Source organism: Amycolatopsis nalaikhensis, assembly GCF_030264295.1.
In the GTDB taxonomy this organism is placed as follows: Bacteria; Actinomycetota; Actinomycetes; order Mycobacteriales; family Pseudonocardiaceae; genus Amycolatopsis; species Amycolatopsis nalaikhensis.
In genome coordinates this window covers 1,635,679-1,662,010 of record NZ_CP127173.1, presented here as the reverse complement: position 1 = coordinate 1,662,010, position 26,332 = coordinate 1,635,679, and the positions used below count along the sequence as shown (strand labels likewise).

At 71.1% G+C, this 26,332-nt stretch carries 25 protein-coding genes, 1 tRNA gene and 2 pseudogenes; 10 read left to right on the top strand and 18 right to left on the bottom strand.

The window, feature by feature from the left end:
• Positions 1-7: 7 nt before the first annotated feature.
• Positions 8-1,801, bottom strand: a complete 1,794-nt coding sequence (locus tag QP939_RS07905; protein WP_285455930.1) for an acetyl/propionyl/methylcrotonyl-CoA carboxylase subunit alpha — start codon at positions 1,799-1,801, stop codon at positions 8-10.
• A 95-nt stretch (positions 1,802-1,896) separates the two neighbouring features.
• Entirely contained in the window at positions 1,897-2,172 is a 276-nt protein-coding gene (locus QP939_RS07900) for an SAV_915 family protein (RefSeq protein ID WP_285455929.1), read from the bottom strand.
• Between the two features lie 114 nt (positions 2,173-2,286).
• Here QP939_RS07900 and QP939_RS07895 point away from each other — a divergent pair, with 114 nt between their 5' ends.
• Positions 2,287-3,006 carry a hypothetical protein gene (locus QP939_RS07895; RefSeq protein WP_285455928.1) on the top strand — a complete coding sequence of 240 codons (720 nt, stop codon included), beginning with the start codon at positions 2,287-2,289 and terminating at the stop codon, positions 3,004-3,006.
• A gap of 95 nt (positions 3,007-3,101) precedes the next feature.
• Here QP939_RS07895 and QP939_RS07890 read toward each other — a convergent pair whose 3' ends face one another.
• Positions 3,102-4,454, bottom strand: a complete 1,353-nt coding sequence (locus QP939_RS07890) for a dicarboxylate/amino acid:cation symporter (RefSeq protein WP_285455927.1) — start codon at positions 4,452-4,454, stop codon at positions 3,102-3,104.
• A 100-nt stretch (positions 4,455-4,554) separates the two neighbouring features.
• A complete protein-coding gene (locus QP939_RS07885; protein ID WP_285455926.1) occupies positions 4,555-5,184 on the bottom strand; it encodes a Maf family protein in 630 nt (209 codons plus the stop codon).
• A gap of 118 nt (positions 5,185-5,302) precedes the next feature.
• On the opposite strand from QP939_RS07885, the gene QP939_RS07880 reads away from it, so the two are divergent.
• Positions 5,303-7,153, top strand: a complete 1,851-nt coding sequence (locus tag QP939_RS07880; RefSeq protein WP_285455925.1) for a glycoside hydrolase family 3 protein — start codon at positions 5,303-5,305, stop codon at positions 7,151-7,153.
• A gap of 128 nt (positions 7,154-7,281) precedes the next feature.
• Here QP939_RS07880 and QP939_RS07875 read toward each other — a convergent pair whose 3' ends face one another.
• The 4 genes from QP939_RS07875 to QP939_RS07860 form a co-directional block, all read right to left on the bottom strand.
• Complete coding sequence (locus QP939_RS07875; protein WP_285455924.1) at positions 7,282-8,895, bottom strand: DHA2 family efflux MFS transporter permease subunit; 1,614 nt, start codon at positions 8,893-8,895, stop codon at positions 7,282-7,284.
• Positions 8,876-9,502: a PadR family transcriptional regulator gene (locus QP939_RS07870; RefSeq protein WP_285455923.1), complete on the bottom strand. Its 627-nt coding sequence runs from the start codon at positions 9,500-9,502 to the stop codon at positions 8,876-8,878. The genes QP939_RS07875 and QP939_RS07870 overlap by 20 nt, the downstream gene beginning before the upstream one ends.
• Before the next feature lie 169 nt (positions 9,503-9,671).
• A complete protein-coding gene (locus QP939_RS07865) occupies positions 9,672-11,255 on the bottom strand; it encodes a TROVE domain-containing protein (RefSeq protein ID WP_285455922.1) in 1,584 nt (527 codons plus the stop codon).
• 104 nt (positions 11,256-11,359) lie between these two features.
• Positions 11,360-11,428, bottom strand: a tRNA-OTHER gene (locus tag QP939_RS07860).
• Positions 11,429-11,600: 172 nt separating this feature from the next.
• On the opposite strand from QP939_RS07860, the gene QP939_RS07855 reads away from it, so the two are divergent.
• From QP939_RS07855 to QP939_RS07845, 3 genes and pseudogenes are all read left to right on the top strand, one after another.
• Complete coding sequence (locus tag QP939_RS07855) at positions 11,601-12,494, top strand: LLM class flavin-dependent oxidoreductase (RefSeq protein WP_285455921.1); 894 nt, start codon at positions 11,601-11,603, stop codon at positions 12,492-12,494.
• Positions 12,495-12,503: 9 nt separating this feature from the next.
• Positions 12,504-12,957, top strand: a pseudogene (locus QP939_RS51785) (MarR family winged helix-turn-helix transcriptional regulator).
• Between the two features lie 72 nt (positions 12,958-13,029).
• Positions 13,030-14,412 carry a M6 family metallopeptidase gene (locus QP939_RS07845; protein ID WP_285455919.1) on the top strand — a complete coding sequence of 461 codons (1,383 nt, stop codon included), beginning with the start codon at positions 13,030-13,032 and terminating at the stop codon, positions 14,410-14,412.
• Here QP939_RS07845 and QP939_RS07840 read toward each other — a convergent pair.
• Positions 14,409-14,627, bottom strand: a complete 219-nt coding sequence (locus tag QP939_RS07840; protein WP_285455918.1) for an acyl-CoA carboxylase subunit epsilon — start codon at positions 14,625-14,627, stop codon at positions 14,409-14,411. The genes QP939_RS07845 and QP939_RS07840 overlap by 4 nt on opposite strands.
• The gene (locus QP939_RS07835) at positions 14,624-16,261 is read right to left on the bottom strand and encodes an acyl-CoA carboxylase subunit beta (protein ID WP_285455917.1); all 1,638 of its coding nucleotides are present in this window, start codon (positions 16,259-16,261) and stop codon (positions 14,624-14,626) included. The genes QP939_RS07840 and QP939_RS07835 overlap by 4 nt, the downstream gene beginning before the upstream one ends.
• A 54-nt stretch (positions 16,262-16,315) precedes the next feature.
• Between QP939_RS07835 and QP939_RS07830 the strand changes: the two genes are divergently transcribed.
• The gene (locus tag QP939_RS07830; protein WP_285455916.1) at positions 16,316-17,101 is read left to right on the top strand and encodes a GNAT family N-acetyltransferase; all 786 of its coding nucleotides are present in this window, start codon (positions 16,316-16,318) and stop codon (positions 17,099-17,101) included.
• 43 nt (positions 17,102-17,144) lie between these two features.
• Here the strand turns inward: QP939_RS07830 and QP939_RS07825 are convergent, their stop codons facing one another.
• The 4 genes and pseudogenes from QP939_RS07825 to QP939_RS07810 form a co-directional block, all read right to left on the bottom strand.
• Complete coding sequence (locus QP939_RS07825; RefSeq protein WP_285455915.1) at positions 17,145-17,792, bottom strand: response regulator; 648 nt, start codon at positions 17,790-17,792, stop codon at positions 17,145-17,147.
• Positions 17,789-18,895 (bottom strand): sensor histidine kinase, encoded by a 1,107-nt coding sequence (locus QP939_RS07820; RefSeq protein ID WP_285455914.1) that lies wholly within the window; start codon positions 18,893-18,895, stop codon positions 17,789-17,791. Before QP939_RS07820 ends, QP939_RS07825 begins: the two co-directional genes overlap by 4 nt.
• Before the next feature lie 34 nt (positions 18,896-18,929).
• A pseudogene (locus QP939_RS07815) lies at positions 18,930-19,728 on the bottom strand (SRPBCC family protein).
• Positions 19,729-19,779: 51 nt separating this feature from the next.
• Entirely contained in the window at positions 19,780-19,995 is a 216-nt protein-coding gene (locus QP939_RS07810) for a helix-turn-helix domain-containing protein (protein ID WP_285455913.1), read from the bottom strand.
• Between the two features lie 286 nt (positions 19,996-20,281).
• On the opposite strand from QP939_RS07810, the gene QP939_RS07805 reads away from it, so the two are divergent.
• Entirely contained in the window at positions 20,282-20,842 is a 561-nt protein-coding gene (locus QP939_RS07805) for an NAD(P)H-dependent oxidoreductase (protein WP_285455912.1), read from the top strand.
• Here the strand turns inward: QP939_RS07805 and QP939_RS07800 are convergent.
• The gene (locus QP939_RS07800; protein ID WP_285455911.1) at positions 20,839-21,198 is read right to left on the bottom strand and encodes a winged helix-turn-helix transcriptional regulator; all 360 of its coding nucleotides are present in this window, start codon (positions 21,196-21,198) and stop codon (positions 20,839-20,841) included. The genes QP939_RS07805 and QP939_RS07800 overlap by 4 nt on opposite strands.
• Positions 21,199-21,280: 82 nt before the next feature.
• Between QP939_RS07800 and QP939_RS07795 the strand changes: the two genes are divergently transcribed.
• Positions 21,281-22,138 carry an NAD(P)-dependent oxidoreductase gene (locus QP939_RS07795; RefSeq protein ID WP_285455910.1) on the top strand — a complete coding sequence of 286 codons (858 nt, stop codon included), beginning with the start codon at positions 21,281-21,283 and terminating at the stop codon, positions 22,136-22,138.
• Positions 22,135-22,890, top strand: coding sequence for an SDR family NAD(P)-dependent oxidoreductase (locus tag QP939_RS07790; RefSeq protein ID WP_285455909.1), 756 nt, complete (start codon positions 22,135-22,137; stop codon positions 22,888-22,890). Before QP939_RS07795 ends, QP939_RS07790 begins: the two co-directional genes overlap by 4 nt.
• On the opposite strand, the gene QP939_RS07785 is transcribed toward QP939_RS07790, so the two are convergent.
• Positions 22,868-23,650 carry an NAD(P)H-dependent oxidoreductase gene (locus tag QP939_RS07785; RefSeq protein WP_285455908.1) on the bottom strand — a complete coding sequence of 261 codons (783 nt, stop codon included), beginning with the start codon at positions 23,648-23,650 and terminating at the stop codon, positions 22,868-22,870. The two genes, QP939_RS07790 and QP939_RS07785, sit on opposite strands and share 23 nt — an antisense overlap.
• 72 nt (positions 23,651-23,722) lie before the next feature.
• Between QP939_RS07785 and QP939_RS07780 the strand changes: the two genes are divergently transcribed.
• On the top strand, positions 23,723-24,718 hold the full coding sequence (locus tag QP939_RS07780) for a GlxA family transcriptional regulator (RefSeq protein ID WP_285455907.1): 996 nt from the start codon (positions 23,723-23,725) through the stop codon (positions 24,716-24,718).
• A gap of 9 nt (positions 24,719-24,727) precedes the next feature.
• Here QP939_RS07780 and QP939_RS07775 read toward each other — a convergent pair whose 3' ends face one another.
• Both QP939_RS07775 and QP939_RS07770 read right to left on the bottom strand, forming a co-directional pair.
• Positions 24,728-25,627 (bottom strand): LysR family transcriptional regulator, encoded by a 900-nt coding sequence (locus tag QP939_RS07775; protein WP_285455906.1) that lies wholly within the window; start codon positions 25,625-25,627, stop codon positions 24,728-24,730.
• Positions 25,628-25,724: 97 nt separating this feature from the next.
• On the bottom strand, positions 25,725-26,327 hold the full coding sequence (locus QP939_RS07770; protein ID WP_285455905.1) for a TetR/AcrR family transcriptional regulator: 603 nt from the start codon (positions 26,325-26,327) through the stop codon (positions 25,725-25,727).
• Positions 26,328-26,332: the final 5 nt, after the last annotated feature.

Genomic DNA, 26,332 nt, shown 5'->3' with positions numbered 1-26,332 from the left:
AACTGTCCTACTTGATCTCGAGAAGCTGCGTGCCCTGCGTCACGGCGGCGCCCACCTCGACCGCGAGGCCGGTGACGGTGCCCGCTTTGTGTGCGGTGACCGGGTTTTCCATCTTCATCGCCTCGAGGACGACGATCAGCTCACCGGCTTCGACCGTCTGGCCCTCTTCGACGGCCACCTTCACGATGGTGCCCTGCATCGGCGCCGTGACGGCGTCGCCGCTCACCGCGGCCTTGCCGCCGCCCGCGCGCTTGCGCGGCTTCGCCTTGACGGCCGTGCCGCCACCGCCGCCGCCTTCGAGCGCGAACCCGCCCGGCAGCGACACCTCGAGCCGGCGCCCGCCGACCTCGACGACGACGTTCTGCCGCGGTGCCTCTTCGGCGGCCTCGACCTGGGGCGCCACGAAGGGTTCGATCTGGTTGTCGAACTCGGTTTCGATCCACCGCGTGTGCACGCTGAAACCGTTCTCATCACCGATGAACGCGGGGTCGTTGACGATCACGCGGTCGAACGGCAGCACCGTCGCCATGCCCTCGACGACCATCTCGTCGAGCGCGCGGCGGCTGCGCTCCAAGGCGTTGTTCCGGTCCGAGCCGGTGACGATCAGCTTCGCCAGCATCGAGTCGAACTGGCCGCCGATCACGCTGCCGGACTCGACACCGGAGTCGACGCGCACGCCCGGCCCGCTCGGCGCGACGAACTTCGTCACCGTGCCCGGCGCGGGCAGGAAGCCGCGGCCGGCGTCCTCGCCGTTGATGCGGAACTCGATCGAATGGCCGCGCGGCTCGGGGTCTTCGGTGATCCGCAGCTTTTCGCCGCGCGCGATGCGGAACATCTCGCGGACGAGGTCGAGGCCGGTGGTTTCCTCCGACACCGGGTGCTCGACCTGCAGGCGCGTGTTGACCTCGAGGAAGGAGATGGTGCCGTCGACGGCGACGAGGTATTCGACCGTGCCGGCGCCGTAGTACCCGGCTTCCTTGCAGATCGCCTTCGCCGATTCGTGGATGCGCGCCCGCTGCTCGTCGCTCAGGAACGGCGCCGGCGCCTCCTCGACGAGCTTCTGGTGGCGGCGCTGCAGCGAGCAGTCGCGGGTGCCGACGACGATCGCGTTGCCGTGCATGTCGGCCAGCACCTGCGCTTCGACGTGGCGCGGCTTGTCCAGGTACCGCTCGACGAAGCACTCGCCGCGGCCGAACGCGGCGACCGCCTCGCGGGTGGCCGACTCGAACAGCTCCGGGATCTCTTCGCGGGTGCGCGCGACCTTCAGGCCGCGGCCACCGCCGCCGAACGCGGCCTTGATGGCCACCGGCAGGCCGTGCTCGTCGGCGAACGCGACGATCTCGGCGGCGTCCTTGACCGGCTCCTTGGTGCCCGGCACCAGCGGCGCGCCCGCGCGCATCGCGATGTGGCGCGCCGTGACCTTGTCGCCGAGGTCGCGGATCGACTGCGGGCTCGGCCCGATCCAGGTCAGCCCGGCGTCGAGGACGGCCTGGGCGAAGTCCGCGTTCTCGGAGAGGAAGCCGTAGCCCGGGTGCACCGAGTCGGCACCCGACCGCTTGGCGGCGTCGAGGAGCTTGTCGAAGTTCAGGTAGCTCTCGGCGGCCGTCGTGCCGCCCAGCGCGAAGGCTTCGTCGGCCAGGCGGACGTGCGGTGCGTCGCGATCCGGGTCGGCGTACACGGCGACGCTGGCGAGACCGGCGTCCTTGGCCGCTCTGATCACGCGTACCGCGATTTCACCCCGGTTGGCGACCAGGATCTTGGTCACCGGACCACCCGTGGTTTCGCCGACCTGCTCGGCCACCCCGCACCTCCTGCGTCCCGACAGCTGCTCTGCTGACCTTCGGGAAGTCTACGGATCTGACGTCGTGCGTCCCTTGAGTGAGAGCTGAACCACCCTCACGCGGGGTGACGCAGCTCCGCGGGCAGCGGCGAGTCGAGCACGATGACGTCGTACGGGTTCGCGGCGTGCACCTTCGGCAGGTGCTCGGTGTTCACCAGCACCCACGGCTGGTGCTCGCCGCAGCAGTCGATCAGCCGGTCCAGCGCGGTGAAGGCGACCAGCGCGGTGCGGCCGTCGGGCGTGCGGCGCAGTTCGATCGACGCGCCTTCGGCCGCGGGGTCGACCGGTCCGGTCGGGAGGTACAGGGCGGGGGGAAGGTTCGGGTTCGTCACCCGGACAACATAGACGGGTACTCTCCGCTAGCCGTGACCCCGTCGGGTTGAACCCACCACATCGCGACGGGGCGCTGCGCACGCAACGTCGCGAAGCGGCTTACGCTCTGTCTTATGCGGACTTCGGCAGCGCGGACGCCTCGGTCGGCGCTGCTCACCGCGGTGCTGGCCGCGGTGGTGACCATCGGCGCGATCGGCGCGGTGTTCCTGCTGCGGCCGCGGCCCGAGCCGTCGGCGGGGGTGTCCGAACCCGCCGCCGGTCCGGTGGCTCCCGTGGTGACCTGCGGGGACGGCCCGTGCCGCCCGCTCGCCGAGTCGATGGTCGACGGGACGCCGGTCGTGCTGCTCACCGATCCCACCGGCGGCTCGGCGCGGCTGCGCGTCGGGCCCGAGCCGGGCACCGTCTTCGAGCTGGCGATCGCCCAGCTGGGCGTGCGGCTGGACCGGAACTCGCTGCGCTGCGTCGACGGCGCCGCCCCGACGTGCCTGGTCCGCGGCGACGTCGGCGACGACGGCACCGCGGCCTACGGCGAGCTGCTGGTCGGCAGCGGGGGAGTGTGGCGCGACCCGCTCAAGCCGTACTACTCGGACGCGGGAACGCTGTCGCTCTACGACGTCACGGCCGACGGCCGCCCGGACGTGATCGTGGTCCGCCACGACTGCGCGGACGCGGCGTCGGGTTCCCCGCAGTGCGAAGCGGCGCCGGTGCTGGCCGAGGTCTACGACCTGACGGGCAAACCGGTGGGCTGCACCCGCCGTTTCACGGCGCCCTCGGACCTGCGCGGCTGGCCGGACATCCGCCTGACCCGCGCCGACCTCCGCGCCTGCCCCTGACCCAAGCGCCCCAATGTGGCCTTCGGTGCGTCTGACGCAACCAAGGCGGCCTTCGGTGCGTCAGACGCAACCAAGGCCACATTGGGGCGCTTGGGTCAGGCGGGGGCGGGTGCCGTGTGGCGGGCCGACGTGCCGTCGTCGCTGTGCTGCGGGCGGTCCGTCGGTGCGTTGAGGACCTCGTCGTCGAGGAGACCCTCGCTGCGCGCCACGATCGTCGGGACCACGATCTGGCCCGCGACGTTCGTCGCCGTGCGCATCATGTCCATGATCGGGTTGACCGAGTAGATCAGGGCCAGGCCGAGCGCGACCTGCTTGGCGTCGAGGCCGATGAACGACGTCGTCAGCGTGAACGCCGTCAGCCAGCCCGTGGTCCCCGCCGTCGCCAGCGCGCCGACCACGGCGACCACGACGATGCCGGCGTACTGCCAGAAGTTCAGCGACACCCCGGCCAGGTTCGCGACGAAGATCGCCGCGATCGCCGGGAAGACCGCCGCGCAGCCGTCCATCTTGGTCGCGCTGCCGAGCGGGGTCGCGAAGGCCGCGTACGCCGGCTGGACGCCGAGGTTCACCGCCGACTGGCGGGTCAGCGGCAGCGTCGCGGCCGAAGACTGCGAAGCGAACGCGAACTGGATCGCCGTGCCCGCCTTGGCGAAGAACTTCAGCGGGCTGACCTTCGCCACGAACTGCAGCAGGATCGGGTAGACGACGAACAGCACGAGCAAGCAGCCGACGTACACCGCGAGCGTCGTCGAGAACAGCGGGCGGAACAACGCGTCGCCGTAGTTGGAGACCGCCGCGCCGATCAGGCCGATGATGCCGATCGGGGCCAGCCGGACGATCCAGCCGAGGTACCGCTGGATGATTTCGAAGACGCTCGTCGTGAAGTCCACGAACGGCTTCGCCTTGTCACCCAGGCTGTACGCGGCCGCGCCGATCACCAGCGCGAGGAACAGCACCTGCAGCGTCTCGCCGTCGGAGAACGCTTTCACGAAGTTCTCCGGCAGGAGCCCGTTCACGAACGCGCTCCACGAACCCCAGTGGTCGACGCTCTGTGCCGCCTTGTCGGCGTTCTTCGCGGTCGCCGTGACGCCGCCGAGCCCGCCGGAGCCGGGGTTGAAGATCCGGCCGATCGCGATGCCGATCAGCGACGCGACGAACGACGTGATCGCGAACCACAGGACCGTCTTGCCGCCGAGACGCGCGGCGGTGCGGCCGCCGCCGAGCTTCCGGAGGCTGTTGATGCCGACCACGATCGCCGTGAAGACCAGCGGGATCACCGCGATCTGCAGCAGCGTGGTGAAGATGGTGCCGATCTGGTCGAGGAGATCGGTCAGCCAGCCGGCCTCGGTCTGCCGCGCGACGACGCCGAGCAGGGCGCCGACGACGAGCGAGCCGAGAACCGCGGCCGCGAACACCCGCGGCTTGGTGTATGTCCGTACGAAAGACACGGGGCGACTCCGGTGCTCGAAAGTTTCTTAACTTGCCTCGTGAAGAGAACGTTAGGCAAGGGGGCACTCTTCCGGATCACCCGTTCGTGTGGCGCCTTTCTCAGGATATGGGAGACCGCCAGAGATCCACGACACTCACGCCGACCTCGGCCAGCAGGCGGCGCGTCAGGGGCAGGCTGATGCCGATGACCGAGGTGTGGCCGCCGTCGAGTCCTTCGACGAACCAGCCGCCCAGGCCGTCGATCGTGAAGCCGCCCGCCACGTGCAGCGGCTCGCCGCTGGCGACGTAGGCGTCGATCTCCGCCGCGCTCGGGGTGCCGAACCGGACGGTCGTCGACTCCCAGCCGGACGCCTCCTTCGCGCGCGTCCCGCCGTCGAGCCGGACGACCGCGTGCCCGGTGAGCAGTTCACCGGATGTCCCCGCCATCGCTGCCCAGCGCCGCCGCGCGGTGTCCGGATCGCCCGGCTTCCCGACCATCCGGCCGCCGATGTTCAGCATCGAGTCGCAGGCCACGACGACGGCGTCCGGGTGGGCCGCGGCGACCTGGTCGAGGACGGCTTCGGCCTTGGCCGCGGCGAGGGCGGCGACCAGCTCGGAGGGCGACGGGTCGGTCAGGGACGCGGCGACGGCGTCTTCGTCGACACCGGAGACGAACACGGCCGGGTCGAGGCCCGCCGAGCGCAGCAGGGCGAGCCGGGCGGGGGACTGGGAAGCGAGGACGAACTGCACCCCGCGAACGTACCCGGCAGGCTGTCGTGACCGAATTGTGACCGGCGACACGTTCGGAGCGAGTTAGTTTGTTGTGGCTCGCAACATATGGGTCGATTGATCGTTTTCGGAGGGAACAATGCCGCTCCTCCGCGCCAAGAGATCACTGCGCGCCACTGTCTTCGCCACTCTGCTGCTGTCCGGCACCGCGCTGGCGCCCGCGGCCTCCGCCGCCGCCACGCCGCTCTACAAGAACCCGCACGCTCCGGTTTCCGTCCGCGTCCAGGACCTGATGGCGCGGATGACGCTCGACGACAAGATCGGGCAGATGACCGAGGCCGAGCGCCAGGCCGCGACGCCCGCCCAGTCCGCCACCGCCCGCCTCGGCTCCATCCTCTCCGGCGGCGGCTCCACGCCGACGCCGAACACGCCGCAAGGGTGGGCGGACATGGTCGACGCCTACCAGCGGGCGGCGACGTCGACCGGCCTCGGCATCCCGATCGTCTACGGGGCCGACACCGTCCACGGCCACAACAACGTCTACGGCGCGACGGTCTTCCCGCACAACATCGGCCTCGGGGCCGCGAACGACCCGCGCCTGGTCGAGAAGATCGGCGCGGTCACCGCGTCCGAAGCCGCGGCCACCGGCGTGAAGTGGGGCTTCGCGCCGTGCCTGTGCGTCGCCCGCGACGACCGCTGGGGCCGCACCTACGAGTCCTTCGGCGAGATCCCCCGCAACGCCGTCGCGAACTCGGTGATCATCGAAGGCATGCAGGGCCGCTCGCTGGCGGACCGGACGTCGATCATGGCCACGGCCAAGCACTTCATCGGCGACGGCGGCACGACCGGCGGCGTCGACCAGGGCGACACGCAGATCAGCCTCGAGGAACTGCGCCGCATCCACCTGCCGCCGTTCCGGGCCGCGGTCGAGCACGGCGTCGGCTCGGTGATGATCAGCTTCAACAGCTGGAACGGCGTCAAGGACCACGGCAACAAGTTCCTGATCACCGACCTGCTGAAGGGCGAGCTGCACTTCGGCGGCTACGTCATCTCGGACTGGGACGGCATCAACCAGATCGACGGCCAGCCCGGCTTCACCGCGGCCGAGGTCAGCCAGGCCGTCAACGCCGGGATCGACATGGTGATGGTCCCCTACGACTACCAGAAGTTCATCGACACCCTGCGTGCTGAAGTCCAAAATGGACACGTCCCGATGTCCCGCATCGACGACGCCAACCGGCGGATCCTCACCAAGAAGTTCCAGCTGGGCCTGTTCGAGCACCCGTACACCGACCGCTCGCAGCAGAAGGACTTCGGGAGCGCGGCCCACCGCGCGGTGGCGCGGCAGGCGGTGCGCGAGTCGCAGGTGCTGCTGAAGAACTCCCACGGCGTGCTGCCGCTGGCGAAGAAGGACAACAAGATCTTCGTGGCCGGGAAGAACGCGAACGACATGGGCAACCAGGCGGGCGGCTGGACCCTCACCTGGCAGGGCCAGAGCGGCGAACGCGTCATCCCCGGCACGACGATCCTCGACGGCATCCGCTCGGGTGCCGGGAAGGGCACGGAGGTGACCTATGACCGTGCGGGTGATGGAATCGACGCCAGTTACGAGGTCGCGGTCGCCGTGGTGGGCGAAACGCCGTACGCCGAAGGGCAGGGAGACCGGCCGGGCGGACTCGGCCTCGACGCCGAAGACGTCGCCCTCCTCGGCAAGCTGAAGGCGTCGGGGGTGCCGCTGGTCGTGGTGACCGTCTCCGGGCGGCCGCTGGACATCGCGGCCGAGCTGCCGTCCATCGACGGGCTCGTCGCGGCCTGGCTGCCGGGCAGCGAAGGCGCGGGCGTCGCGGACGTCCTCTACGGCGACTACAACCCGACCGGCCGCCTGAGCTTCACCTGGCCGCGGAGTTCGGCGCAGGAACCGATCAACGTCGGCGACGGGCAGCAGGCCCTCTTCCCGTACGGGTACGGCCTGTCCTACCGCCGCCACTGAGCGGGTGGCTCGTGAGTGTTTAGGGCGGTTAGAACCGCCCTAAACACTCACGACCGGTCGCGGCGGACCACCGCTCCCGCGGTCCGTGCGAGCCTCCGGCACCCGACACCGGAGGCTCGCACGGTTTTTCAGGCCGCGGCCGCTTCGGTGGCCGGGGCCGGGGTCTGCCAGCTCGGCTTCACCTGGCGCAGCACCGCCGCCGCCAGCACGCCGAGCAGCAGCACACCCATCGGCAGCAGCATCGTCACGCGGGCCGCGTCCGTGAGTCCACTGTGGACCGCCTCGGTGGCCAGCTTCCCGGCCTGCGCCGCGATCTCCGCCGGGAGACCCGGGATCGGCGCCGGGCCACCGGCCGACCCGAACTCACCCGTGCTCGCCGCCGCGTGGGCGATCCCCTCGGCGAACGGCGCCCGGTACTGCTCCGGCAGCTGCGAAGCCGCCTTCGCCGCTTCGTCCGTGATCGACGAGCTCACCTGCGCCTGCAGCATCACGCCGATCGCGGCGCTGCCCAGCACGCCACCCACCTGGCGCGAGGTGTTGAAGATGCCCGACGCCGTCCCGGCCAGCCGCGGCTCGACCGAGCCCATCGTCATGTTGCTCATCGGCGAGAAGATGCAGCCGATGCCGAGCCCGCACACCAGCAGCGCCGGCACGAAGCTCCACGGGCTGCTCGTCGGCGACGCCTGCCACGCGATGATCCCCAGCCCGGCGGCGAGCGCGGCGAGGCCGAACATCACCAGGTACTTGCCGTTCACCTTGTCCGACGCGCGCCCGACGAACGGCGCGATGATCCCGGACAGCAGCGACATCGGCGCGGTGAGCAGGCCCGCGGTCGTCGGGGTCAGCCCGAGCACCGACTGGATGTAGATGACCAGCGGCAGGAACATGCCGGTCATCGCGAAGCCGACGGTCGTCGCGGTGAGCGTCCCGGCCGAGAAGTTCCGGTTCGCGAACACCTGCAGCGGCAGCAGCGGCTCGCGCTTGTTGAACCGCTGCCACACGAGGAACGCGATCAGCAGCACCACGCCGGCGCCGATGATCTCGAACACGGTGACGCCGCCGAAGACCGTGCCCCAGTCGTACTGCTGGCCGTTCTGGACGCCGAACACGATGCAGAACAGCGCCGCACTCGAGAGCAGGATCCCCAGCAGGTCGAACGAGTGCGAGTGCTTCGGCTGCCAGTCGGGCACGAGCGCCAGGGTCAGCGCGATGGCGATGACGCCGATCGGGACGTTGACGAAGAAGATCCACTCCCAGCCGAGGTGGTCCACCAGCACGCCGCCGAGCAGCGGGCCCGCGATCGTCGCCAGCCCGGCGACGCCGCCCCACATGCCCATCGCCGGCCCGCGCTTGGCGGGCGGGAAGAGGTGCGTGATGAAGGCGAGCGTCTGCGGTGTCATCAGCGCGGCCCCGAGCCCCTGCACGGCCCGCGCGGCGATCAGCATTTCGACGTTGCCGGACAGGCCGCACCACAGCGACGCGCCGGTGAACACGACGAGCCCGGCGAGGAAGACGCGCTTCGGCCCGAAGCGGTCACCGAGCCGGCTGGTGAACAGCATCGGCACGGCGTAGGTGAGCAGGTAGACGCTGATCACCCAGACGACCGAGTTCAGCCCGGCGTTCAGCTTGGCCAGCATGGTCGGGATCGCGATCGACACGATGGTCGTGTCGAGCAGGATCATGAAGAAGCCGAGGCACAGCGCGCCCAGCGCGGCCCACGGGTTAGCTTGTCTTGCGTTCATCGTCGTCTTCCCTGGTGATGAGCGTGAGCTTGGGTTGTTCACAGTCCTGGAACGGGATCCGCCCGGACTTGAGGTCGTCGAGCAGCCGCTCGGTCCACTCGAGCTCGAAGCGCCGGTGGTCGCACTTGTAGCGCCAGTCGAGCCAGTAGATCGGCGGCGTCCCGTCTTCGGCCAGCCGCTGCAGCACGGCCTGGTCGGCGGCCACCGCGGCGCGCAGCCGCGTGACCCGGTGGTCGAGCTCGATCAACGAGGTTTCCTTCCCCAGTTCGTCGATCACGGCGAGCCCGGACAGGTAGGCGGGGAACTCTTCGACGAGGTCGCCGAGCAGCTCGCGACCGCGCTGGTTGAACTCGTCGAGCCCGTTCTGCGTCATGCCGTAGACGGTCCGTTCGGGCCGCCGTCCGTCACGCTGAGTGTCGACGACCTCGATCAAGCCGTCGCGGTGCAGGCGTTCGACGGTGTGGTAGAGCGAGCCCGCTTTCACGTTGACCCGCGTGCTGACGTACCGCTCCCGCATCAGCTGCGCCATCTCGTACGGGTGCATGGGCCTCTCGTGGAGCAGCTCAAGCACGGCGATGCCGAGCGGGGTCAGCTTGGCCGAGGCCATGGTGGTGGTCCCTCCGGATGAGTCCCTGCCGGTTATTCCACGTGGACTATACGGCCCGGGGTAGTCCTCGGTCCACGGCCATTCCTGTGACGGTCCGTGCACGGTCCGGAAACCATGAGGGGCACCTTCATGGACTCAATGTCCGTGAAGGCGCCCCTCGTGGCGTCTCTCAGAACGGCCAGTCGGCGTGCTTCCCGCGTTCGAGCAACGGGATCATCCGGAACGCCTGGTCGGTCAGGCCGCCGAACGTGTGCCGGTGCGCGCTCCCGGACGGCGCGTGGCCGTACCGGTAGCCGGCGAGGTTCCAGGTGTACAGCGGGACGCGGGCGGGCAGCACCTGCCCGACGTCGCCGTACCCGGCCTGCTCGTCGGTGAGGATCACGACGCGGTCGTGCTTCGCGAAGTGCTTCTTCACCGCGCCCTCGGTGTCGGTTCCGCTGCCGATGAAGTAGCCGCCGGACTTCCACCTCTCCACGTCGGACAGCAGCGAACCGCCCTTGCGCAGCTTGAACACCTTCGTGGCCGGCCGGAGTCCCCGGCTGCTCGAGAACGACACGACGTCGGCGTTCGCGCACCGACGGCCGAGCGCGAGGCCGAACACCGCGGCGGCGTCCCATCGCATCAGGGTGCCGTCGCGGCTGAAGCCCGCGTTCATCGACGCCGAGGTGTCGACGAGCACGAGCGTCCGGCCCGGCAGCGCCGGCACGTTCGCCAGCGAGTGCGCGATCGCCCGCTCCAGCGCCCACGCCCAGCGCAGCGACGGCGCCGCCCGGTAGGCCGACAGGAACCGCATCGGCAGCTGCCGCGACCGCGCGACCCGCACCGGGTCGGCGAGCCGCTCGGCGACGCGCCGCGCGACCTCGTCCGAGACCCCGGCCTCGTCGAAGTTGCGCAGGTTGCGGAGCAGCGCCATGTAGCCCATCGACGGGATCAGCGCCTCCCAGACGCGCGCGTCCAGCCGGCCCTGCAGCCAGCCCGCGACCGACTCCCACGTCATGCCCGCCGCGCGGAGCACGTCCGCGGCGTCCGCCCGCCCGAACAGGTCGCGGCGGCGCGGGACGTCCCACGCCGTCAGCTCGGCGCGGGCCCGCAGGACCCCGAGCGAGCCGGGCAGCGGGTTGCCGCGGTCGTGCCGTTCGTCGAGGACGTGCTTGAACAGCGCACCCTGGGCGGGGTCGCGGTCAGCCGGGTGCGTCAGCTCGAGGACGTCGGCGAAGCGGAAGGCCCGCGCCGCTGAGTCCCACTTGAGGAACGCGCGCTCGTCGTAGAGCCGTCGCGCCGCGTCGGCGACGCCGCGCTTGACCGGCTTCGGGATGTTCTTGCCGTGCACGGAAGTCCAGTAGGCGAGCAGCTCACCGGGCTCGTCGGCCCGCCGCAGGACGTCGGCGACGACCTGGCGGCCGAGCCCGTCGAGCCCGGCGTCGCGGCGTGCCTTCGCGAACTCGGCCGCACCGACGAGCGACGCCGTGCGCAGGTTCGCCTCGGCCCGCAGCCAGCGCAGGAACCGGCCCGTCCACTGTGGATCCTCGAGGGTCGCGGCGTGGACGAGCGCGGCGTAGCGCGTGTCGCGCGCGTCCGCGGACTCGTAGAAGGTGTGCTCGCCGACCAGGTTCGTGACGGCGAGCAGGAAGAGCTCCGACCGGACGTCGCGCGCGTAGCCGGCGCCGCCCTGGTGGGTGAGACCGGACGGCGTGGCCTCGCCGCGGACCGGCGAGGTCGCGGCCGGCGCGCGTGCGGTGTTGAACTTGCTCATTTCTCCCCCTGGTTTTTCGTGGGGGAGTCACGGCCACAGCGATGCCCGAGATCGAAGTCGGTGAAGGTACGTTGCTGCTCTGCCAGCTGAGCTACCGGACCACGTGGTCCGGGAGGGATTCGAACCCCCGACCCGCCCATTAGGAGTGGAAGTAACCCTCGCCTGCGCACCGGGCATCGGTGAAGCCGTGACTCCCGAGGTCGTGCTCGCACCGGGTGAGACCACGGTAGCCGCCGTGCCGCCGGGAGGGAACCGAATATCCGGCAGGCCGGAGGCGGCCGTGGTAGTTCGTGGTAAGAACTATGTATAGTCAGTTCGTAGCGCGAACTAAAACTGGGAGGAACCATGATGCACTTCGGGATCGGCGTGTCGACGGCCGTGTCCGCGGCACCGGACACCCTGCGCCTCGCCGTCCAGGCGGACCGCGCGGGGCTCGACCTCATCACCGTCTCCGACCACCCGTACTACGCCGACCGGCTCGACGCGTACGCCGAAATCGGCGTCCTCCTCGGGCGCACCGAACGGATCTCCGGCCTGGTCAGCGTCACCAACCTGCCGACGCGGCACCCGTCGATGCTGGCCCGCACCATCACGAGCCTGTCCGCGCTCACCGGCGGGCGGATCGTGCTCGGCATGGGCGTCGGCGGGCTGTGGGACGACATCGCGCGGCTCGGGTTCACCAAGCTGACGCCCGGGCAGGCCGTCCGCGCGTTCGAGGAGGGCATCAAGCTGGTGAAGCTGCTTGGGGGCGGTGGTGCGCCGGTGACCTTCGACGGCGAGTTCTACCGGGTCACCGACCTCGAGCCCGCCGCCGTCGAGGTGCCGCCGGTGTGGACCGGGTCCGTGGGGCCGAAGTCGCTCGCCGTCACCGGCCGGGTCGCCGATGGCTGGATGCCCGGCCACGCCGCCGACTGGCTCAGCGAGCGCTACCGCACGTCCCGGCCCGTCATCGACAAGGCCGCCGTCGACGCCGGGCGCGATCCCGCCGACATCGCCACCGTCTACAACTTCCCCGGCCGCATCACGGCGGAACCGCTCGCCAAGACCCGTGCCGACGACGGACGGTGGATCGGCGGCTCGCCCGCGCAGTGGGTGGAGGAGCTGATCGGCGCGGTGCTCGAGCACGGCGCCGCCGGGTTCGTCTTGTTCGGGCCCGGCGGCAGCACTCCCGACGAGACCGCCGCCGCGCGCTGGGCCGAGGAGATCGTGCCCGCCGTGCGGGAGGCGACCGCGAAGTAGGCTGGCCTGATGGGGAAGAGCGGGGAGGACCTCGGCGTCGTCGCCGGGCTGGTGCGGGCCACGTTCCTGGTGCACGCGGTGTACGCGGAATCGGCGCGGGAGTACGGGCTCACCGTGCAGCAGGGACAGCTGCTGTGCGTGCTGATGGCCCAGCCGTACGGCATGGGCGGAGCTCGGCGCGACGCTCGGCCTCGAGAAGTCCAGCCTCACCGGCCTCGTCGACCGCGCGGTCCGGCGCGGGCTCGTCCGCCGCGAGCCCGACCCGGACGACCGCCGCGCGGTGCAGGTCGTCCTGACGTCCGAGGGGCGCGAGCTGGCGGAGGAGTTCTACGCGGCGACCTGCCGCCGGGTCGACGAGCTGGCGGCGGGGCTGAGCGGGACCGACCGTGATCGGCTGGCCGGGTTGCTGGGCCGGATCGTGCGGGAGAACGGCGTCCCGACGGTGTTCCTGGACGTGGTCTGAAACCCGACTTTCGTCGGGCCGCGGCCGGGTGACAGTGGGAGCGCCCAGGTTCCCCTTTCGCCGAGGAGCACCATGAAGCGCTTCATCCCGGTCGCGGTCGCCGCGCTCGCCGCGGGCCTGCTCGCCGTCCCGGCGCACGCCGCCGTCCTCCACCGCGTCTTGTTCGACAACACGAAGGCCGAAACGGCGGGCAACGCCGACTGGATCGTCGGCACCTCCCAACCCGACCCGACCGCGCAGAACTCCGCGCCGCAGAAGGAAACGGACTGGACCGGCGCGCTCTCGGCGTGGGGCGTCGCCCTGCAGAAGACCGGGCAGTACAGCCTGAAAACGCTTCCTCCCGGCAACACCATCACCTACGGCACTGGTGGCGCGCTCGACCTGCAGAACTTCGACGAGTTCGTGCTGCCCGAACCGAACGTCGTGCTGAGCGCGGCCGAAAAGACCGCCGTCATGCGGTTCGTCCAGAACGGCGGTGGGCTCTTCCTCATCTCCGACCACACCGGCAGCGACCGCAACAACGACGGCTGGGACTCCCCGGAGATCATCAACGACCTGATGACGAACAACGGCGTCGACAACACCGATCCGTTCGGCTTCTCCGTCGACCTGAAGAACATCTCCAGCGACCACCCGGTCGCCATCAGCGACTCGACGAACCCCGTGCTCAACGGTGCTTTCGGCACGGTGAAGCACAGCCTGATCGCCAACGGCACGACGTTCACCCTCAAGCCCGCCGACAACGCGTCGGTGAAGGGCCTCGCGTACCTCAGCACGTCGTCGCCGGGCACCACCAACGCCTTCTTCGTGACCAGCACCTTCGGCTCGGGCCGCGTCGCGATCTGGGGTGACAGCTCGCCCGCCGACGACGGCACCGGCCAGTCCGGCAACACCCTCTACAACGGCTGGACCGACTCGACCGCCGACAACGCGGCCCTCGGCCTCAACGCGACGGCGTGGCTCGCGGGCAGCGGCACGACCACGCCGCCGCCGACCGGCTGCACCGCCCGGCAGTTGCTGGCCAACCCCGGCTTCGAGTCCGGCGCGACGGCGTGGACGGCGTCCTCGGGCGTCATCGGCCAGCACGGCACCGACGAACCCGCGCGCTCGGGCAGCTGGAGTGCCTGGCTCGACGGCTACGGCTCCGCGCACACCGACACGCTGAGCCAGACCGTGACGCTGCCCAGCAGCTGTTCGGCGTACACGTTCTCGTTCTGGCTGCACATCGACACCGCCGAGACGGGCACGACCGCGTACGACAAGCTGACCGTGAAGGCGGGCAGCACGACGTTGGCGACGTACAGCAACCTCAACGCGGCCAGCGGCTATCAGCAGCGAAGCTTCTCGTTGTCCGCGTACGCGGGCCAGTCCGTGACGCTCACCTTCAGCGGCGTAGAAGGCTCACAGCTGCAGACGTCCTTCGTCGTCGACGACACCGCCGTCAACGTGAGCTAGAAGCCAGGGAGGCCCGAAGCGCGCCACGCACCTTCGCCGTGGTGGAGCGGTTTACGCAGCGAAGCGCTGTGATCGCCCCACCACGACGTGCGCGGCTTCGGCTTCTCCGGCGCCTTCGCCGCCGACGCCGCGGCGACGACCGCCGTCAGCGCCGCCAGCTCGGCGTCGCTCGGATTCCCGCGGACTACCCGCAGCAGCGGCTTCTCGTCGCTCACAGCGGGATGTTCCCGTGCTTCTTGGGCGGCAGCGACTCGCGCTTGTTCCGCAGCAGCGACAGCGCCCGCGCGACGTGCCCGCGCGTGTGCGCCGGCACGATCACCGAGTCGACGTAGCCGCGCTCGGCCGCCGCGTACGGGTTCAGGAGCGTGTCCTCGTACTCCTGGATCAGCTCGGCGCGCAGCGCGTCGACGTCCTTGCCCTCCTTGGCCGCGTTGGCGAGCGTCTTGCGGTGCACGATGTTCGCCGCGCCCTGGGCGCCCATCACCGCGACCTGCGCGGTCGGCCAGGCGAGGTTGATGTCGGCGCCGAGGTGCTTGGAGCCCATGACGTCGTACGCGCCGCCGTACGCCTTGCGCGTGATGATCGTGACCAGCGGGACCGTGGCCTCCGCGTAGGCGTAGATGAGCTTCGCGCCGCGGCGGATGATGCCGTTCCACTCCTGGTCGGTGCCCGGGAGGAAGCCCGGGACGTCGACGAAGGTGAGCACCGGGATGTTGAACGCGTCGCAGGTGCGCACGAACCGCGCGGCCTTCTCGGACGCGTCGATGTCCAGGCAGCCCGCGAACTGCGTCGGCTGGTTGGCGACGACGCCGACGCTCTGGCCGTCCACGCGGCCGAAGCCGACGATGATGTTCGGCGCGAACAGCTCGTGGACCTCGAGGAACTCGCCGTCGTCGACCACGCGGTTGATGACCTCGTGCATGTCGTACGGGGTGTTCGGCGAGTCCGGGATGAGCGTGTCGAGCTCGCGGTCGGACTCGGTGACGTCGTCGAAGAACCCGGCCGGGCTGTCCGACGGCTCGAACACCGGCGCGTCGGAGAGGTTGTTCTGCGGCAGGTAGGAGAGCAGTTCCTTGACGTAGGCGATGGCGTCTTCGTCGTCGGAGCCGAGGTAGTGCGCGACGCCGGACTTCGTGTTGTGCGTGCGGCCGCCGCCGAGCTCCTCGAACGTGACGTCCTCGCCGGTGACCGTCTTCACGACGTCCGGGCCGGTGATGAACATCTGCGAGGTCTCGTCGACCATCACGACGAAGTCGGTCAGCGCGGGGGAGTAGACGTGCCCGCCCGCGTTGGCGCCCATGATCAGCGAGATCTGCGGGATCACGCCGGACGCCTTGACGTTGCGGTTGAAGATCTCGCCGTAGAGGCCGAGCGAGACGACGCCTTCCTGGATGCGCGCGCCGCCGCCTTCGTTGATGCCGATGATCGGGCGGCCGGTCTTGATGGCCAGGTCCATCACTTTGACGATCTTCTCGCCGTAGACCTCGCCGAGGCTGCCGCCGAAGACGGTGACGTCCTGGCTGAACACGCACACCGGGCGGCCGTCGACCGTGCCGTAACCGGTGACGACGCCGTCGCCGTAGGGCCGGTTCTTCTCCTGGCCGAAGTTGGTCGAGCGGTGCCGGGCGAGCTCGTCGAGCTCGACGAACGAGTTCTCGTCGAGCAGCAGCTCGATCCGCTCCCGCGCGGTCTTCTTGCCCTTGGCGTGCTGCTTCTCCACCGCGCGGGCCGAGCCCGCGTGCACCGCCTCGTCGTAGCGGCGGTAGAGGTCGGCGAGCTTGCCGGCCGTGGTGTGGATGTCCGGTTCGTCCTCGGGCGGCGTCCCGAGCGGCTCCGTCGCACTGCTCATTCCCGGGAGCTTAACTACTTGTCGGTCACTTCGCGTGTGGCGTAGGCAACGTCCATGGACATCCGGACCTTGGCCGCCGCCGACCTCCCCGCCTGCTCCGACCTGGCCGAGTCCCGGTCGTGGCCGCGCGAGCCGCCGAAGTGGACGTTGCTGCACGAGGTGGGGCGGGTGTTCGGAGTGGACGCCCCGGACGGGGACGGCCTGGCCGCGTCCGCGGTGCTGGTGTCCTTCGGCCCGGTGGCGTCGATTTCGATGGTGCTGGTGGCACCCCGGTTCGAGCGGCGCGGGCTGGGCCGCGCGATCACCGCGCACGCCGTCGCGGCGGCGGGGGCCCGGGTGGTCTGGTTGCACGCGTCGAAGTTCGGCAGGCCGCTGTACGAGTCGATGGGTTTCGTGGCCGACGGCGGGTGTCAAGGCCACGTCGGCACCTTCGCCGACGACGGCGGGCCGGGCGCTTCTCCCGGGTCGTTGTCCGACGTCTACCCGGTGGACCGTGTGGCTCAGGGAGCCGACCGGCGGCCGCTGCTCGAGCGACTGGGGACGCCGTTCGTGGTCGACGGCGGGTTCGCGTTCGGCACGGACATCGGGCACGTGACGGTGATCGGCCCGGTCGTCGCGGAGACGGAGGAGCAGGCGAAGGCGCTCATCCGCGGGGTCGCGCGGTCGGTGCGGGGCGAGGTGCGGGTGGACCCGGACTTCCGGTTCCCCGGCCTGACGTCGTGGGTCCGCGAGCGCGGCCTGGTCCCGGGCGCCCCGGCCCCGCGCCTGGTGCTCGGCGGGCGAACGCTGCCCGGCGACGCCTCACTCCGCTTCGCTCCGTTCACCCGCGCGGTCGGCTAACGCCGTCGTGAGTGTTTAGGGCGGTTCTAACCGCCCTAAACACTCACGACGGGGTGGGCCGCACCAGGCCGGACTCGTAGGCCGCGATCACCAGCTGGGCGCGGTCACGGGCCGCCAGCTTGTGCAGCAGCCGCCCGATGTGGGTCTTCACCGTCGCGATCCCCAGGTGCAGGCGCGCGGCGATCTCGTCGTTCGACAGGCCCCGCGCGATCAGCGCCAGCACCTCCTGCTCGCGCGCGGTCACCCCGGTGAGCCGGGTCACCGGGCCGGTCGGCAGCCGCGCGAACTCCGCCACCAGCCGTCGCGTGACCGACGGTGCCAGCAGCGCGTCGCCGGACGCCACCACCTCGATCGCCGCCAGGAGGTCCGCCGGGCGCGTGTCCTTCAGCAGGAAGCCGCTCGCGCCCGCGCGCAACGCCGCGTAGACGTACTCGTCGAGGTCGAACGTCGTCAGCATCAGCACCCGGACGTCGCTCTCCGCGCAGATCCGGCGGGTCGCCTCGATGCCGTCCATCTCCGGCATCCGGACGTCCATCAGCACGACGTCCGGCTTCTCGCGCCGGGTCAGGGCGACCGCCTCGACGCCGTCGGAGGCCTCGCCGACCACCGTCAGCCCGGGCGCGCTCTCCACCAGCACCCGGAAACTGCCGCGCAGCAACGCCTGGTCGTCGGCGATCAGGACGCGGGTCACGAGGCCGCCGCCAGTGCGTAGGGCAGCCGCGCGAAGACGCGGAAGCCGGTTTCCGCGGGCGCCGCGCTGAACTCGCCGCCGTAAACGCCGACGCGTTCGCGCATCCCGATCAGTCCGTGGCCGGGGACCGCTTCGCCGCCGCGGCCGTCGTCGACCACCTCGATGCCCACCTCGCCGTCGCCGCCGGTGACGCGGATCCGGCACGTCGTCGCGCCCGCGTGCTTGACCACGTTGGTCAGCGCCTCCTGGACGATCCGGTACACCGACTGGCCGACGCCGCCCGGCAGCTCGGTGAGGCCATCGACGACGAGGTCGACGTCGAGGGCGCCCGCCTGCTTCGCGCGTTCGGCGAGCGCGCGCAGGTCGTCGAGCGTCGGGGCGGGCGCCAGCTCCGGGACGCCCGTGCCGTCCCGCAGCACGCCGAGCATCCGGCGCAGCTCGGCCAGGGTTTCGCGGCTGGTGTCTTCGATGACGCGCAACGCTTCCCGCGCCTCGGCGGGTTGTTCGAGGGCGACGTGGTTGCCGACCGCCGCCTTCACCGCGATCAGGCTCATGCTGTGCGCGACGACGTCGTGCATCTCGCGGGCGATCCGCAGCCGTTCCGCGGAAACCGCCTGCCGCGCGTGGTTTTCGCGCTCGGCCACCGCGTACTCGCGGCGGCTGCGGACGGTGAGGCCGAGCACGAACCCGATCACCAGCGCCGACGCGCTGAAGTTCACCGTCGTGGCCGTGCTCGGGTTCGACACCGCGAACGCCAGCAGGCCCAGCTCGACCAGGCCGACGGCGAGGCCGATCTGGCCCACCCGCGGCTTCCGCCGGAGCACCACGAGGTAGAGCGCGCACCCCGCGCCGACCACGGCGACGCCGAACACAGGCCCGCCGATCGGGACGGCCGCGGCGGCCAGCACCAGGCTGAGCACGTAGCTGCCCAGCGGCCACCGCCGCCGCAGCACGATCGGGACGACGCTCGCCAGCAGGATCGTCCAGCCGAGCCAGGCGGGCAGCCACGGCGGAAGGTGCCACGCGCCCGCGGCGAGGTTGCCGCCCGCGCCGACCCCGAGCACGACGACGGCGAGCACGTCGAGCACCACGCGTATTCGCATGAACCGAACGTAATGCGGACCCGCCGCCCGCGCGTCAACCCTGGGTCGGACGCTCCGCGTAGTGCTTCTTCACGGCCTCGACGCGCTCGAGCGGCCAGTCCGGCAGCTCGACGCCGTGGGTCGCGGCGAAGAGCTTGTCGAGCTGTTCGTGGCGCCGGGCGAGCTGCGCCGGGACGTCGGCTTCGGCGGGCTCGGCGAGCTCGACGCGGGTGCCGTCGAGCGGGTCCTGCACCACGTGCCAGCCGGGCTCGTCGGGCAGCAGCGCCCGGACTTCCTCGACCGGCTTCCAGACGAGGTCGCGGCGGAAGCGGATCGTGCCGTCGCCGAGGACCTCGCCGTCGTCGAGGCCAAATTCGTCCACATAGGACGCCATCCGGTCGTGCCAGTCCGCCGGCTGCGGGATCTCCCGGCCGGCCAGGCGTGCGGCGAGGGCGTCGAGGCAGACGTCCCAGCCCGCGGCGGTGCGGCCCGCGGCGAGCTTCGCGATCGCCGGGTCGCCGCGGCCGAAGGTGTGCGTGAACTCCAGCAGGCTGCCCTCGCCGTCGGGGGAGATCAGCCAGCGCAGGGTGTCGTCGTTCCAGACGAAGGTGAGCTCACGCGGCGGGTCGACGGTGAGGACCTCGCCGGTCGTCGACGTGTCCTCGCCGGGGAAGGTGAAGCGGATGGCGCCGCCGGGGCGCAGGTCTGCGTCGACCCGCGCGGGGAACCAGTGCTCGAGCTGCGGTTGGCGCCGTGAGGGCGTGCCAGACCTTCTCGGGCGCGTGCTTCAGGCGGCGTTCGAGCCTGAGCATCGGGCGTTCGTCGACGGTCTGCAGCTTCGCGCGTCCGGACACGGCGTCCTCCCGTAAGGTTGCCTGTGCCGGTATATAACCACTGCGGAATATTCAGGTCAAGCGCCGCGGACGGCGGCGACCGCCGCGGCGAGCTTCCGGGTCGCTCGCGGCCTTGTCGAGCGCGGTCCGCAGCACCGCGCAGTACGTCGGCTCGGTCTCGGCGTAGCGCTTGCGCCCGGCGTCGGTGATCACCGAGTAGACGCCGCGGCGGTCGTCTTCGCACAGGTCGCGGAGGGTCAGGCCGGCGTCTTCCAGGCGCGCGCACATCCGGCTGACCGAGCTTCTGGTTGAGCCCGATCGCCTCGGCGAGCTCCTGCATCCGCAGGCCCCCGCGCGGGCCCGCGACCAGCTTGCCGAGCGCCCGGTACTCGGACAGGCCGAGCCCGTGGCGGCGTTGCAGGGCTTTGCCCAGTTCCTGCTCGATGCGGGCGTGCAGCACGAGCATGCGGCCCCAGGACTGTTCGTCGACGGTCATTTCCGCCCTCCTCTTGACTCCAGGATAGTCCATGGGCAGTCTTTATATGTACATGCAAGTAACTGAGGGGACATCGTCATGACGCGGAACTTCCTCTTCCTGGTCGGTGCGGCCCGGGCGGGCGGGAACACGGAGATGCTGGCCCGGCGGGCGGCGAAGGAGCTGCCGCGGGACGTGGAGCAGCGGTGGATCCGGCTGCCCGAGGTGCCGCTGCCGCCGTTCGAGGACCGCCGCCACGGCGTCGGCGAGCACCCGGCGCCGGCCGAGGGTGAGCAGCTGCTGATGGACGCGACGTTCGCCGCGACGGACATCGTGATCGTCTCGCCGGTGTACTGGTACTCGGTTTCGGCGAGCGTGAAGCTCTACCTCGACTACTGGTCCGGCTGGATGCGCCTGCCCGTCGACTTCAAGGCGAAGATGCGCGGGAAGACGTTGTGGGGCGTGAGCGTCCTGAGCGAGACGGCGCGCGAAGCCCAGCCGCTGATCGGCACGCTCGAGCTGTGCGCGGAGTACCTGAGCATGAACTGGGGCGGTGTCCTGCTGGGCAACGGCAGCCGCCCCGGCGACGTGCTGCTGGACGACTCGGCGATGACGGCCGCCTCGACGTTCTTCACCGGGGCGGACCTGGTCACCGCCTAGGCGGGGTGCGGCGCCGCGGGGGTGACCCCGCGGCGCTTCGCGATGCCCGCCATGTTCTCCTCGCCCCAGTCGCCCAGCGGCAGCAACGCCGTGTTCAGCCGCTGGCCCAGCTCGGTCAGCGAGTACTCGACCTTCGGCGGGATCTCGGGGAACACCTCGCGGTGCACGATCTCGTCCGCTTCGAGTTCCCGCAGGGCCTGGATGAGCATCTTCTCGCTGATGCCGGCCACTTTCCGCTTCAGCTCGCCGAACCGCAGCGGCTCGGCGTGCAGGGCCCACAGGATGAGGGCCTTCCAGCGGCCGCCGATCACGTCGACGGCGGCGTCGAGGCCGCAGCGGTACGTCCGAGGCTGCATGCGGGATCCTTACGTTTTGGTGAGTACCCGACTTATTAGTCGGTACTTGTCGAGTGTAAAGCGCCCGCACAGCATGGAACCCATGGGAGAAAGCAAGAAACGCGTGGGCGTGCTCGGCCTGGGGCGGATGGGTGCCGCCCTCGCCGGGGCGCTGCTGGGGGCGGGCCACGACGTCGTGGTGTGGAACCGGTCGCCGCTCAAGGCGGGGCCGCTGCTCGACCGCGGCGCCCGGCTGGCGGCCACCCCCGCCGAGGCGGCCGACGCCGACGTCGTCCTCAGTTGTCTGTCCACATACGACACCCAGCAGCCGGTGCTGGACGCGACGGAGCTGTCCGGCCGGACGCTGGTCAACCTCACCTCGGGGACGCCGGAGCAAGCGCGCGGCGTCGCGAAATGGGCGTCGTCGCAGGGGATCGACTACGTGGACGGCGTGATCATGGCCGTCCCGCAGGGCATCGGGACCCCCGGCGCCCGGATCCTCTACAGCGGGTCCGAGACGGCGTTCGATACTCAGCGCGCCGTCCTGGAAGTGCTGGGGGAGCCGGTGTTCCTCGGCGAGGACGCCGGTCTCGCGGCGCTGTACGACCTGGCGCTGCTCGGCATCATGTGGTCGACGATGGGCGGCTACCTGCACGCGCTCGCCCTCGTCGGCAGCGAGGGCGTCGCGCCGGACCGCTTCACGCCGATGGCCTTGAACTGGCTGACGGCGGTCGGCGGGTTCCTGCCCGGCATCGGCGCGCAAGTGGCCAGCGGTGACTACGAAACGGAAGTGTCCGCTTTGGACATCAACGCCGCCGGGCTCGCGATGCTGGTGGAGACCAGCCGCGCCCAGGGGATCGGCGCGACGGTGCCCGCCGCGCTGAAGGAGTTGTTCGACCGCGCGGTGGCCTCGGGCCACGGCGCGCACGCTATCGCGAGCGTCATCGAGGAGATCCGGTGAAGTACCTCGGCAAGAAGGGCGTCGTCACGGGCGGCACGCACGGCATGGGACTCGCGGTGGTGCGGGCTCTCCTCGACGGCGGCGCCGAGGTGCTGCTGACCGGCCGCGACGTCTCGCCGCTGGAGGGAAATCTGCCGGGGAAGGCGCACCTGCTGTCTTCCGACGCGTCCCGGCTGGCCGACATCGACGAGCTGGGTGCCGTGGCCGCCGCGACGCTCGGGGAGCTGGACCTGGTGTTCGTCAACGTCGGCTTCGCGACGCTGACGCCGTACGCGGACGCGACGCCGGAGATCTACGACCGCACCTTCGACGTCAACACGAAGGGCGCGTTCTTCACGGCCCAGCGGCTCGCCGGGCTGGTGCGGCCCGGCGGCTCGTTCGTGTTCACGACGTCGGTCGCGGCCGAGGCCGGGATCGCCGGGATGGGGCCGTATTCGGCGGCGAAGGCGGCGGTCCGGTCGTTCGCCAGGACGTACGCGGCCGAGCTGGCGCCGCGCGGGATCCGCGTCAACGTGGTCAGCCCCGGTTACACCGACACGCCGACGATGGGCGTCACCGGCGTCCCCGACGCGGTGCTGGCGGAGTTCAAGGCGGTCGGCGACGAGATCACGCCGTTGAAGCGGCACGCGACCCCGGAGGAGGTGGCGGCGGCGGTGCTGTTCCTCGGGTTCGAAGCGACGTTCACCACCGGCGCCGACCTCCCCGTCGACGGCGGTCTCGGCCAGCGCCTCACCCTGCCCGCTTCCGCGTGAGGTGCACCGAGAGCCCGTCGGCGCCGGGCGCGTGTTCGGGGCGCAGGACCAGGTCCGCGTCGTAGTCGCCGCCGTTCTGGGTGCGGAACGGGATCGGCTCGGTCGTCTCCAGCGTGCTCAGGCGCGTGCGCAGGAGGTCGCGGGCCTCGGCGAAGTGCTCCGGTGACACGCGGTCGGCGCCGTACACCGCGACCGGCGGCAGCACCGCCATCCCGGCGTAGAACAGCGTCCCGTGGTGCAGGCCGAACAGGACGTCGTCGAGCGCGCCGTTGATCCCGCGCGGGCCGAGCGCGGGCTCGCGGGCACCCGCGGTGAGCACCACCACCGCGCGTTTGCCCGCGAGCCTGCCCTCGCCGTAGCGGAGGGTGCGCCCGTCCTCGCCGCGGACGCCGTAGCCGTAACCCTTCACGAAAACCCGGTCGAACCAGCCCTTGAGGATGGCCGGCATGCCGTACCACCACAGCGGGAACTGCACGACGACCGCGTCGGCCCAGTCGAGCTTCTCCTGCTCGGCGACGATGTCCGGGGACAGCTCGCCGCGGGCGTGCGCGCGAGCGGCGGTGTCGCCGACGACCAGGCGGTCGTCGGAGGCCGCGGCGCCGAAGTCGGCGGCGTCGACCACCGGGTTCCACTTCATCGCGTACAGGTCCGACTCGCGGGCGTCGTGGCCGAGTGCGCGGAGTGTCCGCAGTCCGTCGTCGCGCAGCGCCCCGCTCAGCGAGCGCGGCTCGGGGTGCGCGTAAACCCACAAAACGTTCATGACCTCGATGGTCACGCGGGACGGCGGCCGTGATCGAGTGGCCTGATAGCCAACATGTGCAAGAATCGGGCCATGGCCGAATTCGCGCACCCCGAGCGTCACCACGTCGCCGTCCTGGTTCGGCACGGCATGCTCGTGATGGAGCTCGGCATCGTCCACCGCCTGTTCGGGCAGGCCCGCTCGGCGTCGGGCGAGCCGTTGTACGAGGTCGTGACCTGCACGCTCGAGCCGGGCCCGGTCCGCACCGACTCGGACTTCACGATCCCGATCGACCGCGGGCCCGAGGTCCTCGCCGAGGCGGACACGGTGATCATCCCGGCGTCCCTGACCGAGTACGAACCGATGGCGCGCGTGCTGACCCCGCCGCTGGACGCGGCGCTGCGGCGGATCCCGGAGGACGCGCGGATCGCGTCGATCTGCACGGGCGCGTTCGTGCTCGCGGCGGCGGGCCTGCTCGACGGCCGCCGCGCGACGACGCACTGGCGTTCGGCCGACGAGCTGCAGGCGCGCTTCCCCGAGGTCGACGTCGACCCGTGCGTGCTCTACACCGACGACGGCAACGTCCTGACGTCCGCGGGTGTGGCGTCGGGGATCGACCTGGTGCTGCACATGATCCGCCGCGACCACGGCGCGGCGGTCGCCAATGAGGTCGCCCGCGGCACGGTGGTGTCCCCGCACCGGGAGGGTGGACAGGCCCAGTTCGTCCGGCGGCCGGTGCCCGAGCCGCGAACGTCGTCGACGAAGGCGGCGCGGGCGTGGGCACTGGAGAACCTCCACCGGCCGCTGACGTTGCGCGAGCTCGCCGCCCGCGAGGCGATGAGCACCCGCACGTTCACCCGCCGCTTCCGCGACGAGGTCGGCATCTCGGCGTTGCAATGGCTGACGCAGCAACGGATCGAGCGCGCCCGCCAGCTCTTGGAGGAGACCGACCTGCCGGTCGACCGCATCGCGACCGAAGCGGGCTTCGGCACGGCGGCCTCGCTGCGCCAGCACTTCCAGGCGGCGCTGGGGGTGTCACCGAGCGCGTACCGCTCGACCTTCCGCGGTGAACTCGTGGCGCAGGCTTGATCCGGTGGCTCACCCCGCCGGGACCGCGCCCGGGCGGGGGAGTGCCGCACTGACCTCGACGGCGGTCCGCACGAACCGCGCGATCCGCTCGTCCCGCGCCCCGGTCGGCCAGGCGAGGGCGAGCGAATACGGCGTCGCGTCGACGACCGGCCGGTAGACGACTCCCTCTCGCGACCGCCACTCGGCGACCGACGCGGGCAGGAGCGCGATCGCGTGGCCGAGTGCGACGGTCTCCAGCAGCTGGGCGCTGTCGCGCACCACGGGCCCCGGTGTCACCGGGCCGCCGGTGACGTCCTGCCCCGACCAGTACGCCCGGTCGGCGGCCGAGGAGTCCGGCCAGAACGGCGTGGCCCGCCCGGCGAAGTCGGCGCACGTCAGCGCGGCCCGCCGGGCCAGCTCGTGCCCGACCGGCAGCGCGGCGACCCGCGGCTCGGTGCGGAGCACCTCGACGTCGAGGCCGGCGTTGTCGCCGGGGCAGCCGAGCAGGGCCACGTCGGCCCGGCCGTCCCGCAGCATCGCCGCCTGCTCGCCGAACCCGCTGACCCGGATCTCGACGGCGTCGGGGTGCCGCTCGGTGATCCGCCGCAGCAGATCGGTGGCCACCCCGGATTTCGCGGTGACGACGAGCGCGGGCGCGGTCTGCGCGGCCCGCCGCGTCCGCCGGACGGCCGCGGTGACGGCGTCGAGCGCCTTCGCCGACTCGGTGAACAGCACGTTCCCGGCCGGGGTGAGGCTGACGTGCCTGCTGGTGCGTTCGAAGAGCTGGACGCCCAGGCGCCGCTCGAGGAGCCGGATCGCGCGGGAGAGCGGCGGTTGTGCCATCCCCAGCCGCTCGGCGGCGCGGGAGAAGTTCAGCTCTTCGGCGACCGCGCGGAAATACCGCAGCTCACGGACCTCCACGTCGTCCATACCGGGAGAGTATCGCGGTGGAGTCCGCCGGTCTTTCCCTTTCTGTTTCGCGAATGGCGGGCTTGTTGTCGAGAACTCCACAAAGGACGGACCGGTGCTACGGCGCGATCCCGGCCAGCACCGTCTTCACGATCGACTCCGTGCTCGGGGCGGCGCCCGCTTCCGCGTGGGGAAACAGCCTCCCCAGCACCGTCGCGTGGCAGTGGCCCACCAGCAACGCCGCCGCCGCGTCCACTTCGGACTCCGGGCGCAGCCTGCCCAGCTCGCGCTCGCCGGCCAGGTACGTCCGGAGCCGGTCGCGCCACAGCCCGGAACTTTCGGTGATCTCCGCGAACCTCCGCAGCACCTTCGGCTGACCGAGCAGGCCGCTGAACGCCGGGACGATCATGTGGTGCAGCGCCAGCCCGAATTCCAGGTGGCGGTGCAGGTTCCCGGCCACCGTGCCCTCGCCCGCCACCGGCAGCTCGCCCAGCCCCTCCTCCATCCGGCGGACGAACCGCAGCAGTGCCCTCGCCACCAGCTCTTCCTTGTCGGAGAAGTGGTTGTAGAGCACGCCGTCCGCGACGCCGGCCGTGCGGGCTATCGCGCGGACGGTCAGCGTCGCCGTGCCGTCGGTGGCGATGATCTTTTCGCAGGCTTCGATCAGCAAGTCCTCCAGGGACTTGCCGTCCGCCTGGGCCGCTGCTCTCCTCGGTGACATCGCCG

Excerpts from the sequence above, each read along its gene's own strand:
- QP939_RS07775 (WP_285455906.1), bottom strand. The coding sequence starts at position 25,627 with ATGGACGACGTGGAGGTCCGTGAGCTGCGGTATTTCCGCGCGGTCGCC.
- QP939_RS07830 (WP_285455916.1), top strand. The coding sequence starts at position 16,316 with ATGGACATCCGGACCTTGGCCGCCGCCGACCTCCCCGCCTGCTCCGAC.
- QP939_RS07770 (WP_285455905.1), bottom strand. The coding sequence starts at position 26,327 with ATGTCACCGAGGAGAGCAGCGGCCCAGGCGGACGGCAAGTCCCTGGAG.
- QP939_RS07835 (WP_285455917.1), bottom strand. The coding sequence starts at position 16,261 with ATGAGCAGTGCGACGGAGCCGCTCGGGACGCCGCCCGAGGACGAACCG.
- QP939_RS07805 (WP_285455912.1), top strand. The coding sequence starts at position 20,282 with ATGACGCGGAACTTCCTCTTCCTGGTCGGTGCGGCCCGGGCGGGCGGG.
- QP939_RS07875 (WP_285455924.1), bottom strand. The coding sequence starts at position 8,895 with ATGAACGCAAGACAAGCTAACCCGTGGGCCGCGCTGGGCGCGCTGTGC.
- QP939_RS07780 (WP_285455907.1), top strand. The coding sequence starts at position 23,723 with ATGGCCGAATTCGCGCACCCCGAGCGTCACCACGTCGCCGTCCTGGTT.
- QP939_RS07795 (WP_285455910.1), top strand. The coding sequence starts at position 21,281 with ATGGGAGAAAGCAAGAAACGCGTGGGCGTGCTCGGCCTGGGGCGGATG.
- QP939_RS07785 (WP_285455908.1), bottom strand. The coding sequence starts at position 23,650 with ATGAACGTTTTGTGGGTTTACGCGCACCCCGAGCCGCGCTCGCTGAGC.
- QP939_RS07800 (WP_285455911.1), bottom strand. The coding sequence starts at position 21,198 with ATGCAGCCTCGGACGTACCGCTGCGGCCTCGACGCCGCCGTCGACGTG.
- QP939_RS07810 (WP_285455913.1), bottom strand. The coding sequence starts at position 19,995 with ATGTGCGCGCGCCTGGAAGACGCCGGCCTGACCCTCCGCGACCTGTGC.
- QP939_RS07820 (WP_285455914.1), bottom strand. The coding sequence starts at position 18,895 with ATGCGAATACGCGTGGTGCTCGACGTGCTCGCCGTCGTCGTGCTCGGG.
- QP939_RS07845 (WP_285455919.1), top strand. The coding sequence starts at position 13,030 with ATGAAGCGCTTCATCCCGGTCGCGGTCGCCGCGCTCGCCGCGGGCCTG.
- QP939_RS07865 (WP_285455922.1), bottom strand. The coding sequence starts at position 11,255 with ATGAGCAAGTTCAACACCGCACGCGCGCCGGCCGCGACCTCGCCGGTC.
- QP939_RS07895 (WP_285455928.1), top strand. The coding sequence starts at position 2,287 with ATGCGGACTTCGGCAGCGCGGACGCCTCGGTCGGCGCTGCTCACCGCG.
- QP939_RS07870 (WP_285455923.1), bottom strand. The coding sequence starts at position 9,502 with ATGGCCTCGGCCAAGCTGACCCCGCTCGGCATCGCCGTGCTTGAGCTG.
- QP939_RS07855 (WP_285455921.1), top strand. The coding sequence starts at position 11,601 with ATGATGCACTTCGGGATCGGCGTGTCGACGGCCGTGTCCGCGGCACCG.
- QP939_RS07880 (WP_285455925.1), top strand. The coding sequence starts at position 5,303 with ATGCCGCTCCTCCGCGCCAAGAGATCACTGCGCGCCACTGTCTTCGCC.